We start from the raw sequence: 12,922 nt of genomic DNA on the forward strand, positions 1-12,922 counted from the left end.
GCTATTCCCTTGCCAGGGCTTCGATAGGATCAAGACGGGCAGCGTTTCGTGCAGGTAAAAAACCAAATATTATTCCAATTGTAGTTGAGCAACCAAAGGCGATGAAAAATGCAGTGAGATTATAACCGAAATCCCATTTTGGTAAGATTAATTGCACAATCAAAGCAAAGCTATATGACAGGGAGATACCCAATGCTCCGCCCATCAAACAGACCAAAATGGCTTCAATAAGAAATTGCTGCATAATGTCACTGGTTCTGGCACCAACAGCCATGCGAATACCAATCTCTCGGGTGCGTTCTGTTACTGACACCAACATAATGTTCATCACACCAATACCACCAACAACTAAAGATATAACCGCTACCAATGTTAAAAATATTTGCATAGTTTGAGTTGTTTGATCTACTGCGGCAATTATTGTATTCGCATTGTAGATATGGAAATCCTTTTTACCATGACGAAATGCCAACAATTGGGTAATTTTTTCTTCTGCCTCATCAGGAGAATAGCCATCCTTCACCCTGATAACAATCGAACCCAAATAATCTTGGTTTAGCATACGACTATTCATCGTGCTATAAGGCAACCAAATTTGTAATGAATTATCATAAAAACGCGGCCCACGCTCAATCACCCCAACCACAGTCAACAGCATATTATCCAGCAGTAAATCTTTACCTATTACATCACGTTGATAAGGGAATAGTTTTTTACGTGTATTATCATCAATGACAACGACTTGAGCTTGCTGATAAATCATTTCTGAGGTAAAGGGCATACCTTGCGAAAACTTCATGGCATACACATGAAAAAAATCGCCATCTACACCAGATATACTGACACCAGCATCAACATTACCGTGACGTAAATTTCCACGTTGATCAATCTCAGGGGAAACAGCCTGAACATAATACTGGGATTTTATTGCCGGAATATCGGTAAGTTTCAATGATTGCATGCCTAAACTGTCATCACTGCCAAAATTTTTCCCTGGATATACCACAATGGAATTGGTTTCAATAGCTTTAATATGTGATAGCACTTTCGATTTTGCTGCATTACCTATCACTAAGATAGTGACGACAGAAGCAATACCAATAATAATGCCAAGCATCGTCAGCAAAGTCCGCATTTTATTGGCGACCATGGCACGCCATGCCATCCACAGTGCCTCATTGAAACTTCCCCAGATTTGTTGAATTGAAGAAGTTTTTATCTCCACAGGAGAAAAATGAGTCACTATTTTATTATCAGAAACGCGTGAATCACTTATGATACGCCCATCTTTAATTTCAATTATCCTTTGAGCCTGCGCTGCAATTTTTGGATCATGAGTCACAATAACAACCGTATGCCCCTGCTGGCACAGTTGTTTCAATATATCCATCATTTCCTGACCGGAAGTGCTGTCCAAAGCCCCTGTTGGCTCGTCAGCAAGAATAACCTGCCCCCCATTCATAAGTGCTCTGGCAATACTTACGCGCTGTTGCTGGCCTCCTGAAAGCTGGCTTGGCCGATAACTGATGCGAGTACCCAACCCGAGGCGCTTAAGTAATTCAATTGCTCGCTCACGACGCAGTATTTTAGAAGTACCTGAATAAATCGCCGGAATTTCAACATTTTGTTCAGCAGTTAAGTGGCTCAGTAAATGATAACGCTGAAAAATAAATCCAAAATATTCCCGGCGTAATTCCGCCAACTCATCGCTATTAAAATTGGCGATATTTGTTCCTGAAATCCAATATTCCCCATTGCTTGGTTTATCCAAACAACCAAGTATATTCATCAGGGTAGATTTACCCGAACCTGATGCACCAACAATAGCTACCATTTCACCCGCCTGAATCGATAATGAAATATTATCCAACACAGTAACGCACTCTCCTCCGGCAAGATAACTACGGTTAACGCCTTTCAGTTCCAGTAAAGTTTTTATCATAATGCCTCAGTATCCTCACTGCGAGCGGTGATCACGCGTTCGTTCTCTTTTAATCCAGTGATAACTTGAACATTGACATTATTAAAAACGCCTGTCGTTATTTTACGTTTTATTTCTTTATCATTATGCAGCACACTAACTTCGTATTCGGTAGGCGATATCTGTTTTTCCAAAGCTGAAATAGGGATCATCAATACGTTATGCAGCAATTGAAGTTCTATTTTAACTTGAGCCGTCATTTGTAAACGTAAAATATGATCAAGATTAGGTACTTCAAAACGGGCGTAATAGAAAATAGCTTTATTGACAACTTGCGGTGTTGGCAAAATATCTTTTAAAACACCATGAAATTGTTTGTCAGGGGCACCTAATATGGTAAATGATACTTTTTGCCCGGGCTTTAGGTTGATAACGTCCGCTTCTGATATTTCTGCGCTGACAATCATAGTATCGAGATTGGCCAGTGTCAGGATCGTTGGTGCTTCTTGTGCAGCAATTACGGTTTGTCCCTGGAATGTTTTGATATCTGTCACAATGCCCGTGATTGGGGCGATGATATTGGTATATTGTAAGTTTGTTTTCGCAGTATCAAGATTGGCTCTATTTTTTTTAATTTGAGCTATCAAATTATCTACTCTGGCAGCCTTAGAGTGCATATCCGTTATGCTATTATCCAGTTCCTGATTTGACGTTGCATGTAATTTAAATAATCGTTTCAGTCGCCTGAATTTGAGCCAGGCAAGTTTAAATTCTGCCCGTGCCCCACGCAGATCAGCCTTCAGTGATTTTGTTGTCTCCTCCGTTTCTATCACAGTATTTTTCGCTGTTTGAGGATCAATTGTTGCCAGCTGTTGACCTTTGTTAACTGTGTCCCCTAATTTCACATACAATTCTTTCAACTGACCACTAACCTGGGCACCGACATCAACTTTACTGACAGCATCAAGCTTACCTGTCGCTAAAACATTTCTTTCAAAATTCCCTTTTATCACCGCACTAGTCTGATATTTAATGATTTTATTTTGGTGAAAGAAATAGTTTAATGCAAATGCCACTACAATGAGGACAATTCCTGCAAAAATCCAGCGACGCTTAGCATTGAGAAAATTCATCAACAAATACCCACAATTAGAAAACGCTATCTAATTATCTAAATGTACTGTATACAACATCAACACATCCTCTCAACGAGATATTTTTGATAAGAAAAATTTCTAGTGTACTTTCCCCTACCCAAAAATAATCAATAGAAATGAGTCAAAACTATACCCAATGGATTTCAAGTTGCATCGCGACGGCAAGAGAGCAAACCCCCGGGAGCATAGATAACTATGTGACCGGGGTGAGCGAACGCAGCCAACTAAAGAGGCAGTTTGAAAGACGAAGTGTATACACGTTTCATTGTCTTTTCTTCTCGTCAACCCAACAATCCCGGAAAACATATTTCTCAAAAAGAGGAGGAATAACAGTAACGCCACGTTCTGCTGCATGATGAACAACAGCAATGGTCAAATCCAGTTTAGAAGTGTTGGTTCGCCTTCACTAAAAGATGGTCAATTAAAGTGAATATGGAACAAGACACGACGCATTTTTAACTATTTTTTAACTATCAGGATCATATTATCGTCAAGTACAAATGATAATCTATTTTATACCTCTTATGCCGGAAAATTTCCATACGTTCAGGAACACACACTTCTCTTTTTTATATACAGCATTTATTTGATTTTATTTATAACATTTACATTTTTTTAGAATAAAAAAGCGTTGAATTTCAGTGCATTTACCTTTACCCTATTTGTTATTTTTGTGTAACCATTTTGTTTCTATGAATTTATTAGTCTTTGTGACTGTTTTCCGTTATTAAAAATAGATAAAAAGATATTTTTTGGATAAGGATATGAATCATGTATTCAGGATTATTAATTATTCTCCTACCATTAAGTCTAGGCTACCTTATTCACTTGAATAATAAATCAGTGTTAGCCCTAGTCCACGAGCTACTCAATGCTATGGTCTATATTATTCTCCTCCTTATGGGTATTAACCTCGCTATGCTGGAAAATTTAGGCAGCAATTTACTTTCTATCCTGCTGTATGCGACGACATTTTTTCTATGTATCTTTGTCTTTAATATGCTAGCGCTTTTCCTCTTGGATAAACGAGCTCCATGGATTATTAATACCCATAAGCAGGTCTCCCCCCTTTCCCGATTACATATGGCGTTGGATTCCGTCAAATTATGCAGTGCATTGATATTCGGATTTATTATTGGCTTAACAGGCTGGTCATGGTTCCATTTCTCCAGTAATGCCAGCAAAATTGTCTTGATTATTTTGCTATTTCTGGTAGGAGTTCAATTACGCAATAACGGCATGAGCTTAAAACAAACGCTACTGAATCGCCGCGGCACAATTGTTGCTATAATAGTCGCCGTCAGTTCTTTGTTAGGTGGCGTGCTAGCAGCATTTTTACTCGGATTACCCGCCAAAACTGGTCTTGCCATTGCTTCTGGATATGGATGGTACTCCCTTTCCGGTATATTAATTTCGGATGCTTATGGTCCCGTACTCGGAAGCGCAGCATTTTTCAATGACTTAGTTCGTGAGCTTGCGTCAATTATACTTATTCCTATACTTATAAATCGCTACCGTTCAACCGCATTGGGTTTAACCGGAGCGACTTCAATTGACTTTACCTTACCCATTTTACAACGCTGTGGTGGAGCAGGGATTGTACCAGCCGCTATTGTTCATGGTTTTATATTGAGCTTGATGACTCCCTTGTTTATCGCATTTTTTACCCAATAACGAAAGCTTAGCTAATATCGAGAACCAATAATGCCAGAGTTTCATAATGTGCAGTATGAGGAAACATATCAAATAACTGTACTTTTTCTATTCGATATTGTTTAAGCATAGCAATATCCTTCGCCATCGTCTGAGCATTGCAACTGGAGTAAAGCACGAACTTAGGAGACATATGGTTAAGATACTCACAAAGCTCTTTGCCAATACCTCTTCGGGGAGGATTTACCAACACCAGCTCAGGTATCTGCGATTTATCGAGAGCAAAATAGGTAGAGTCCAATGCCTGAAATTCCACGAATTTCAATCCCATACTTTCAGCTGAACTTTTAGCACAATCAATAGCCTCAGCACTGATCTCAATGCCCGTCAACTTAGTCTCTTTATCCGCACAATGCAGCCCGAAGCCGCCAGCACCACAAAACAGATCCCACATGCTGCTGATATTCAGCTCTCTGACCCAACGCCCCGCTGTTGCATACAGTTCCGAGGCAATATCTGGATTAGTCTGGAAAAAACTCCGCGGACGAATATACAACGGGATACTGTTAAAAATTTCCTTCAGCATCTTCTGTTCAGTAAAAATAATCTCGTTCTCCCCTTCGAGAATTGCCATATGAGTCGGCTGGATATTCGCGGAAATCACCGTAATTTGTGGCAATTGTTCCTTCAGCCACGGTAATGCACGCTCGAACTGAGCTAATTTTGTTTCTGATCGCAAAACAAACCGCAGCATCATTTCATTATTGGCTCGACTTTCCGTCAGAAGAATATATTTCAACTCTCCCTTTTTACGTGCCACGTTGTACGGAACCAAGCCAGATTTAGCGATAAATACTTTTATTACTTCAAAAATTGGCTGAAAATAGTGTGGATATAATGGACAATCACAAAGATCTACCGTTCTGCCATCACGATGCAACATGCCGAGCAAAGGGCGCTCAACACTGCCATTTACAACCATCTTTGCTTTATTACGAAACTCACTCGTCTTGCTCGTTACTGGTGATAACCAGTGTATTATTGATGCTTCCTGTAAAAGTTGTTTTAAATGTTGTTGTTTATCAGATAATTGCTGTGAATAGGACTTATCGAGCCACTGGCATGAGTGACAATGCCCCGCGGTATACTGCACACATTGCATTGTAAAAAAACCGTATCAAAAAATATTAGTGCAAGGTAAACGTTGATGTTTCCGTTGAGATTAATGCTTCTTCATCTTCTACTTCCATCTCACTTTCCATATCATGATTGACATAGAGAAGATTATTGCTATGAATTTCAAAGATCACGTTAGCAATTTGTTCCTCACCTTGTTTCATAAAATTAGAAAACTGCCTGCAAGTCATACCCCCGGCGACAGAAAATGCCTGACAAACAATCAACTTGGGTAAATTTTCATCTTGAACATCAAGAAATGCCTTAACGGTGAGGGAACTAGCATTAATCTGACTCAAATTGGCAACTAATGGAATTATCGCAGTTGGTCTTACTTCTGCAAGAGCAGAAAACAATAGAACATCACCCAACAGATCGATCTTGGCATCAAACAAGCCATCAATATTCTGCATATGAAGTAAGTGTAAGACTGAACATGAATCATTTTCAAAGTAAGAGATTTTTAGCTGTTCAAGCCATGTGCGCAATATTGACATATCGGGAATAACCATAGAATCCATCGAATTAACCTCATATGACCAGAAAGTTACACATGCTACCTTGGGGAAACATTCCCTGACGGGTAGCAGTATGACCAATAATTAACTATTTTGTTTTTTCATCATCAGAAACAGTCTGATGATTTTTATCTGCTTTCTTATGATCAATTCCCAGAAAGGAAAGATTATAGACCGCACGCCAGATAATATGGATAGCTGCTGGTATCAAACAACCGATACCCAGTAAGATCATAGCAATGTGCGCTTCTGTCGTCATTAATAAAGGTGATAGAATTATGCTATCACTTATCGACAAATAGGCCAGAATTAATAAGCCTATTCCCAATATTTCCAATAAAATAACCAACTTAGGCATATCAGCCAATGAATGCATCTCTTTTGACGAATTTGTTTTCATACTTTACCTGCTTCCCACCCTGAAAAAACAGACTCTCCGTAGATTATCGCAAAACTATCATATAGTAAGCAGAACAAATCCCTTCAATTGTCAGGGCTAATTACAATAAAAGGTAATTCCTGCTTTTTTTTAACCCTGCTTACAGGCATAGTAACTCTGGATGACAATCCATGAAGTTCATGATCATTACCATTAAAGGAGTCTGTATGTATACTGTCATTTTTGGCCGCCCAGGTTGCCCATATTGTGTTCGCGCCAAAAAGCTAGCTGAAAAATTAAAAACAAATCGCGAAGATTTTGATTATCGTTATGTTGATATCTGGGCAGAAGGCATCACCAAAGACGACTTATCAAAAACGGTGGGTAAACCCGTTGAAACGGTTCCTCAGATCTTCATTGATGAGAAACATATCGGTGGTTGCACTGATTTTGAAGCTTATGCTAAAGAAAATCTGGAACTATATACAAATAGTTAAGAATAAATCCCAAAAAAAGCCGCTATCCAACCAAATCGTCTTCATCCTACGGGATAGCGGTAAGTTTAGCCATACTCGCTAATCCTAAATGTCACTTTACTGAAAAAATTTTGCGTTTTTTTCTCAATGATTAGAACTTTTATATCATAGTGCAGTCTTAACTATTGCCACTGTTTTTCTTTGATGTCCCCATTTTGAGGAGCCCGGTAGTCATCCACTTTGGTTAAAGACTATCGGGTTTTTTTGTCGTTTATCCTTACATACACAATACACATCCAATAATGTTAGATCTGTGCACACTGGCAAGAAAATAGCCTTCTAAAATCATAGATAACCAGGGCTGTTCTTTGATAGAAAGATGAAGAAAATATCGGCTATCTTTCTTTACTATCACTGCTATATTATTTACTCATGCAACATCAACAATCGTTAAATAAAATTATGAAATAAAATAATCCTTTTTTACATTTCGGAATTATAAAATATTAATTTTAACAATGAGTTGATAAAATAGATTGATCATATTTACGTAAATATCGCGCTTGTGAGGCTTACTTTGCTAGAACAACTTAACCATAATTTGTTTACTTTTATCAATGCAACTCCAGATTCATCACCAGCTATGATCTGGCTCACAATCTTTATCTCGAAATATTGCGTATTTATTTATCCTGTCACATTAGCCATTTGCTGGTTTTGGGGAAAAGAAGAATCCATCACACATCAACGCATTGTAGTCAGTAAATCCTGTATTGCTTTTGCTTTGGGAATGGCAACATCATATATCATTGGAATATTTGTTCCTCACGCCCGCCCCTTTGTTGAAGGCGTTGGCTATAATTTTCTCTATCATGCCCCTACGGAGTCTTTTCCCAGTAACCACGGCACTGCAGTATTCACTTTCGCATTAGCATTTCTTTTCTGGCACCGTCTTTGGTCAGGTTTGTGCTTAATAATTCTTGCCTGTGCAATTGCCTGGTCTCGGGTTTATGTGGGTGTTCATTGGCCAATAGATATGATTGGTGCATTTTTAGTCAGCCTATTGGGATGTGCACTTTCCCAGATATTTTGGAATCTACATGGTCAGTTCTTACAAAACAAACTTACTCAACTTTATCAATTCTGCTGCGCATTCTTGATCCGAAAAGGATGGATAAGAAATTAATCGAATACAGATAGCTATCTTTATTTTTTAAGTTGCAGCTCTGCTGACTATGATGTTGCAGCTTGAGAAATCTATTGAGCATCTACACAATGGATTTCAAGTTGCATCGCGACGGCAAGAGAGCAAATCCCCGGGAGCATAGATAACTATGTGACCGGGGTGAGTGAGCGCAGCCAACAAAGAGGCAGTTTGAAAGACGAAGTGTATAGATACTTTGCTTAAAATGGATGCTATCAATAAGCTTTCCATGAAAAATTTACATTTCCCCTTCTGAGATTTAATTAAATTTAGCTTATTATTTTGTTTAATATTTAATTAACATTTTAGGCAAACTTATAACATACTTTATTTTCTATATAAATCTTGCAATTGCGAGAATGATCACGGTACATTTCACTAAAAATAATTATATTTCCCTTATCAAAAGCTTGGAACTAAATCTTTTGATTTAGGCGAACATATTTTAGCCAGCTTATTAATGTAGTAATAAAAACGTTTAGATAAACATCAGCACAATATCTGACAACTTATTATTCATATAAAAAAACCCAACTCGCGCATTTAAATAATGTGCGAGTTTACTAGTTTTTAAATTTTACTTTTATCGCGTCATTTCGGAGATATTTATGGACACATCTCAATCAGGCACAATCGCAACCATTGTTTCCGTCAAAAGCGATTACACTACTTGGCGTAAATCAGACACTGTATGGATGTTGGGATTATATGGCACTGCAATTGGTGCTGGTGTTTTGTTTCTCCCAATCAATGCAGGTATTGGTGGTTTAATTCCACTCATTATCATGACAATATTTGCTCTTCCTATGACATTTTTTGCGCATCGTGGGATGTGTCGTTTTGTTCTGTCTGGCAAAGCCACAGGTGAAGATATCACCGGTGTGGTAGAAGAACATTTTGGTAAAGTTGCAGGTTTTCTGATTACGATCCTCTACTTTTTTGCTATTTATCCTATTTTGCTGGTTTACAGCGTTGCGCTGACCAACACAGTAGAGAGTTTTATCATCCACCAGCTGCAAATAGATGCCCCTCCACGTGCACTATTAGCTCTGGTATTGCTTCTTGGCGTGATGAGCATTATCCGCTTCGGTGAGCAAACCATCGTCAAGGCAATGAGTGTACTGGTATTCCCGTTTGTTACTGTTTTGATGCTATTGGCCGTGTATCTTATCCCACACTGGAACACGACTATCTTTGACACCCTGTCACTGGATAGCGCAATATCTTCAACAAACAGTAATGGCCTTCTGTTCACTCTGTGGCTGGCAATTCCTGTCATGGTTTTCTCTTTTAACCATTCCCCAATCATCTCTGCATTTGCAGTGGCAAAACGTGAGGAATATGGTAAGAACGCAGAGAAAAAATGTTCACATATTCTTGCCTATGCCCACATCATGATGGTTCTGACAGTCATGTTCTTTGTCTTCAGTTGCGTACTGAGCCTGTCACCTGAAAATTTGGCAGAAGCAAAAGCACAGAACATTACCATCCTCTCTTATCTGGCTAACCACTTCCGAGTGCCAACTATTGAGTACATTGCTCCATTTATCGCTTTCATTGCAATTACTAAATCTTTCCTGGGCCACTATCTGGGTGCTCGTGAAGGTTTCAACGGTATCGTAAACAAGGCGTTAAGCGCTCAAGGCAAAATTATTCAGCATGAGACGCTGAATCGTATCACTAGTGTCTTTATGTTGGTGAGTGCTTGGGCGATTGCAACTCTTAATCCAAGTATCCTGAATATCATCGAAACCTTGGGTGGACCAGTCATTGCTATAATCCTGTTCATCATGCCAATGTATGCTATTAGCAAAATTCCAGCTATGCACAAATACTCCGGCAAACTAAGCAACATCTTTGTTGTTGTGATGGGAAGCATTGCAATTTCTGCTGCTGTTTATTCTCTGCTTTAACTCAAAGAGTTGGGTTACTCTTTATCACTGGGCAACGCCGAAAAAAATGCCAGTCATCTTTATCAATGGCTGGCATTATTCTATTTGTTGACAATTTACATCTTTCGCACTTCCACTAACTGAAAATCGACTTAAACCAGCTACTAACCGTCTTGACAACAAAATCCCATATACGTCCAAAAAAGCCACTCTCCTCGACAGCCTCTTTAACAACCAATGGACACTGATCGATCATTTTATCATTCAGCATAAAATTCACAGTTCCCACCACTTGGTTTTTCATCAATGGTGCTTCAAGGGATTCTTGACTCAATGTAAAACTCGCTTTTAAATTCCCAACCTGTCCCCGAGGTACTACTATCGAAGCATCTTTTTCCACTCCCAAAGCTACTTCGGAATGAGTTCCGTACCACACTTTTTTTGTCATCAGTGTGTCAGAGGCCTTCAGTAGTGTTACCGATTCATAAAAACGGAATCCCCACGACAATAGTTTTTCGCTCTCAGAAAAACGAACCCGATCACTGGGAGCGCCCAACACCACTGAAATCAGACGCGTTGGCCCTTCCGTTGCTGATGCAACAAGGTTATAGCCAGCACCACTGGTGTGTCCGGTTTTCACACCATCCACACTCATATTTTTATTCCACAATAAACGATTGCGGTTAGGCTGGCGGATATTATTAAAAGTAAATTCTTTTTCTTTATTCAACGCATATTCATCCGGCACATCACGGATCATAGCTTGACTTAAAAGTGCCATATCATGGGCTGTACTATACTGTCCCGCTGCATCCAAACCATGCACAGTCTTGAAATGAGTATTCGTTAATCCCAGTGTTTTCGAGTATTTATTCATCAAATCGACGAAAGAATCCTGACTGCCAGCCACATAATCCGCCAAAGCAATACTGGCATCATTACCTGATTGGATAACAACGCCGCGATTCAGATCAATAACCTTAACTCTGTCCCCGGGCTTCAAAAACATCAGGGACGAACCTTTAAGCACTGGATTACCCGTCGCCCAAGCATCTTTACCCACTGTCACCATATCTTCTGTGGAAATTTTTCCTGACGCGATCGCCAGCCCAACAACATAGCTGGTCATCATCTTTGTCAAACTGGCTGGGTCTAACCGCTCATCAGCGTTATTTGAGACCAAAATTTTCCCACTGGAATAATCCATTAAAACATAGGCCTTAGCATCAATTTCTGGTGCTGCGGGTTCGTCCATTGCATATACATTGACATTCGCCAACCAAAAAACACTCAAGCCAACAGCAAAAGATTTTATTACCGGTGTCTGTCGTCTTTTTTTCATCATCGCTCGCCCTTTTTCTCTACTACCCGACTTTTTATTTACAAATAAATTTTTATGACCGAAATAAGTGAGTCATTAAGTCATTAGCATTCTACCGGGATCTGGAAACTGATACACAAATCCCAGTTCCCGACAGATACGGCTACCATCAATTATCTTACTTTCAATATTTTTGTCTTCTGATTGTAAAAATTCCGGTGGCACCAAATCGAGTTGACGGCTGACCAATGGATAATATTCTGATTTTTTAGGGTGTATTGGTGCACACAGGTTATAAATATGCCCACCCTCCGGTTGTTGGATAAGCAGTTTAATGGCAGAAATCACATCATCCTGATGAACCAGATTAACCACATTATCCCCACCTGCAACAGCCTTGCGCCCAGAAAGAAAACGCCCTGCATGACGCCCATTGCCTACTAAACCAGCCAAACGCAATACATCAGTTGATGTATTGGGTAGTTGATGCAGCCAATTTTCCAATTCAACCAATGCTCTTGCAGATCGTGTTTCAGGGGAAAAGGACACATCTTCATTGAGACAACCAACAGCCGAACCATAAACTGAGGTTGAACTAGTGAAAATAATCCGCGGAACCGAATAAGAAAGTGCTGTATCAACAACTAACTGCACAGCTTTAACATACCCTTCCCCACCACCAGCAACACCACTAACGGGTAGCGTCAAAACCAACACATCGACGGACATCAATTGATCGAGATTATCCGCTTCACAAATAATCTGGGGGTTCAAATTCAACAGATAACAATCTATACCACACATACATGCAGCTTCAACGCCATCTAGTGTTGTTTTACTGCCAACAATTTGCATGCCCCTGCTTTGTAGTGCTTGCGCCAGTGGCATACCTAACCAACCCAATCCGATAATGGAAACTTTTCTCACTCCACCCTCCAAAAAGCTATGACTCATCCGAAGACCATAATTTTCTTAAAAATGACATTATTTTGATTATTAGACAGATATATTCAATAGACCCCAATTACGTGTCATTTACGCCCTGAAAATAAATCCTCCAAAAACACAGCTAACATTACTCATATAGCGTCCTAATGACAACAACACACATTCAGCATAAAAAACAAATGATTAGATGGCGTCGTCATGAAATACTCAACCAAAGAGCAAGGCAGCGGATTTGGACTGCGGCAAGAAACGATGCACTGTTTTTGGCGTAACGGGT

The 12,922-nt window shown here is 39.5% G+C and carries 11 protein-coding genes and 1 pseudogene; 4 read left to right on the forward strand and 8 right to left on the reverse strand.

Annotated elements, in window-relative coordinates; genetic code table 11:
• Position 1 precedes the first annotated feature (1 nt).
• A complete protein-coding gene (gene macB, locus BM329_RS09495; protein ID WP_092552231.1) occupies positions 2 to 1,939 on the reverse strand; it encodes a macrolide ABC transporter ATP-binding protein/permease MacB in 1,938 nt (645 codons plus the stop codon).
• Positions 1,939 to 3,054: a macrolide transporter subunit MacA gene (gene macA, locus BM329_RS09500; protein WP_092552201.1), complete on the reverse strand. Its 1,116-nt coding sequence runs from the start codon at positions 3,052 to 3,054 to the stop codon at positions 1,939 to 1,941. Before macA ends, macB begins: the two co-directional genes overlap by 1 nt.
• 795 nt (positions 3,055 to 3,849) lie before the next feature.
• On the opposite strand from macA, the gene BM329_RS09510 reads away from it, so the two are divergent.
• Entirely contained in the window at positions 3,850 to 4,752 is a 903-nt protein-coding gene (locus tag BM329_RS09510) for a LysO family transporter (RefSeq protein WP_092552207.1), read from the forward strand.
• Positions 4,753 to 4,759: 7 nt separating this feature from the next.
• Here the strand turns inward: BM329_RS09510 and rlmC are convergent, their stop codons facing one another.
• The 3 genes from rlmC to BM329_RS09525 all read right to left on the reverse strand — a co-directional run bounded on the left by rlmC (position 4,760) and on the right by BM329_RS09525 (position 6,825).
• Positions 4,760 to 5,893 (reverse strand): 23S rRNA (uracil(747)-C(5))-methyltransferase RlmC, encoded by a 1,134-nt coding sequence (rlmC, locus tag BM329_RS09515; RefSeq protein WP_092552209.1) that lies wholly within the window; start codon positions 5,891 to 5,893, stop codon positions 4,760 to 4,762.
• 25 nt (positions 5,894 to 5,918) lie between these two features.
• Positions 5,919 to 6,428: a type III secretion system chaperone family protein gene (locus BM329_RS09520; RefSeq protein ID WP_092552211.1), complete on the reverse strand. Its 510-nt coding sequence runs from the start codon at positions 6,426 to 6,428 to the stop codon at positions 5,919 to 5,921.
• Between the two features lie 85 nt (positions 6,429 to 6,513).
• Positions 6,514 to 6,825 (reverse strand): YbjC family protein, encoded by a 312-nt coding sequence (locus BM329_RS09525; RefSeq protein ID WP_092552212.1) that lies wholly within the window; start codon positions 6,823 to 6,825, stop codon positions 6,514 to 6,516.
• A 206-nt stretch (positions 6,826 to 7,031) separates the two neighbouring features.
• On the opposite strand from BM329_RS09525, the gene BM329_RS09530 reads away from it, so the two are divergent.
• The 3 genes from BM329_RS09530 to BM329_RS09540 all read left to right on the forward strand — a co-directional run bounded on the left by BM329_RS09530 (position 7,032) and on the right by BM329_RS09540 (position 10,397).
• On the forward strand, positions 7,032 to 7,301 hold the full coding sequence (locus tag BM329_RS09530; RefSeq protein ID WP_092552214.1) for a GrxA family glutaredoxin: 270 nt from the start codon (positions 7,032 to 7,034) through the stop codon (positions 7,299 to 7,301).
• Between the two features lie 556 nt (positions 7,302 to 7,857).
• Positions 7,858 to 8,466: an undecaprenyl-diphosphate phosphatase gene (ybjG, locus tag BM329_RS09535; protein WP_092552216.1), complete on the forward strand. Its 609-nt coding sequence runs from the start codon at positions 7,858 to 7,860 to the stop codon at positions 8,464 to 8,466.
• Positions 8,467 to 9,092: 626 nt separating this feature from the next.
• Positions 9,093 to 10,397: a serine/threonine transporter gene (locus BM329_RS09540; RefSeq protein ID WP_092552218.1), complete on the forward strand. Its 1,305-nt coding sequence runs from the start codon at positions 9,093 to 9,095 to the stop codon at positions 10,395 to 10,397.
• Between the two features lie 115 nt (positions 10,398 to 10,512).
• Here BM329_RS09540 and BM329_RS09545 read toward each other — a convergent pair whose 3' ends face one another.
• The 3 genes and pseudogenes from BM329_RS09545 to BM329_RS14485 form a co-directional block, all read right to left on the reverse strand.
• On the reverse strand, positions 10,513 to 11,721 hold the full coding sequence (locus tag BM329_RS09545) for a serine hydrolase (protein WP_092552220.1): 1,209 nt from the start codon (positions 11,719 to 11,721) through the stop codon (positions 10,513 to 10,515).
• Positions 11,722 to 11,793: 72 nt separating this feature from the next.
• The gene (locus BM329_RS09550; protein ID WP_177216243.1) at positions 11,794 to 12,624 is read right to left on the reverse strand and encodes an SDR family oxidoreductase; all 831 of its coding nucleotides are present in this window, start codon (positions 12,622 to 12,624) and stop codon (positions 11,794 to 11,796) included.
• Between the two features lie 217 nt (positions 12,625 to 12,841).
• Positions 12,842 to 12,922, reverse strand: a pseudogene (locus BM329_RS14485) (IS5/IS1182 family transposase); the annotation flags it as partial.

The sequence above is a fragment of the Xenorhabdus koppenhoeferi genome, from assembly GCF_900116635.1.
Classification (GTDB): Bacteria; Pseudomonadota; Gammaproteobacteria; order Enterobacterales; family Enterobacteriaceae; genus Xenorhabdus; species Xenorhabdus koppenhoeferi.

What these genes read in the sequence shown, in the direction of transcription:
- macA (WP_092552201.1), bottom strand. Translation starts at nt 3,054, where the DNA reads ATGAATTTTCTCAATGCTAAGCGTCGCTGGATTTTTGCAGGAATTGTC.
- BM329_RS09510 (WP_092552207.1), top strand. Translation starts at nt 3,850, where the DNA reads ATGTATTCAGGATTATTAATTATTCTCCTACCATTAAGTCTAGGCTAC.
- rlmC (WP_092552209.1), bottom strand. Translation starts at nt 5,893, where the DNA reads ATGCAATGTGTGCAGTATACCGCGGGGCATTGTCACTCATGCCAGTGG.
- BM329_RS09520 (WP_092552211.1), bottom strand. Translation starts at nt 6,428, where the DNA reads ATGGATTCTATGGTTATTCCCGATATGTCAATATTGCGCACATGGCTT.
- BM329_RS09525 (WP_092552212.1), bottom strand. Translation starts at nt 6,825, where the DNA reads ATGAAAACAAATTCGTCAAAAGAGATGCATTCATTGGCTGATATGCCT.
- BM329_RS09530 (WP_092552214.1), top strand. Translation starts at nt 7,032, where the DNA reads ATGTATACTGTCATTTTTGGCCGCCCAGGTTGCCCATATTGTGTTCGC.
- BM329_RS09540 (WP_092552218.1), top strand. Translation starts at nt 9,093, where the DNA reads ATGGACACATCTCAATCAGGCACAATCGCAACCATTGTTTCCGTCAAA.
- BM329_RS09545 (WP_092552220.1), bottom strand. Translation starts at nt 11,721, where the DNA reads ATGATGAAAAAAAGACGACAGACACCGGTAATAAAATCTTTTGCTGTT.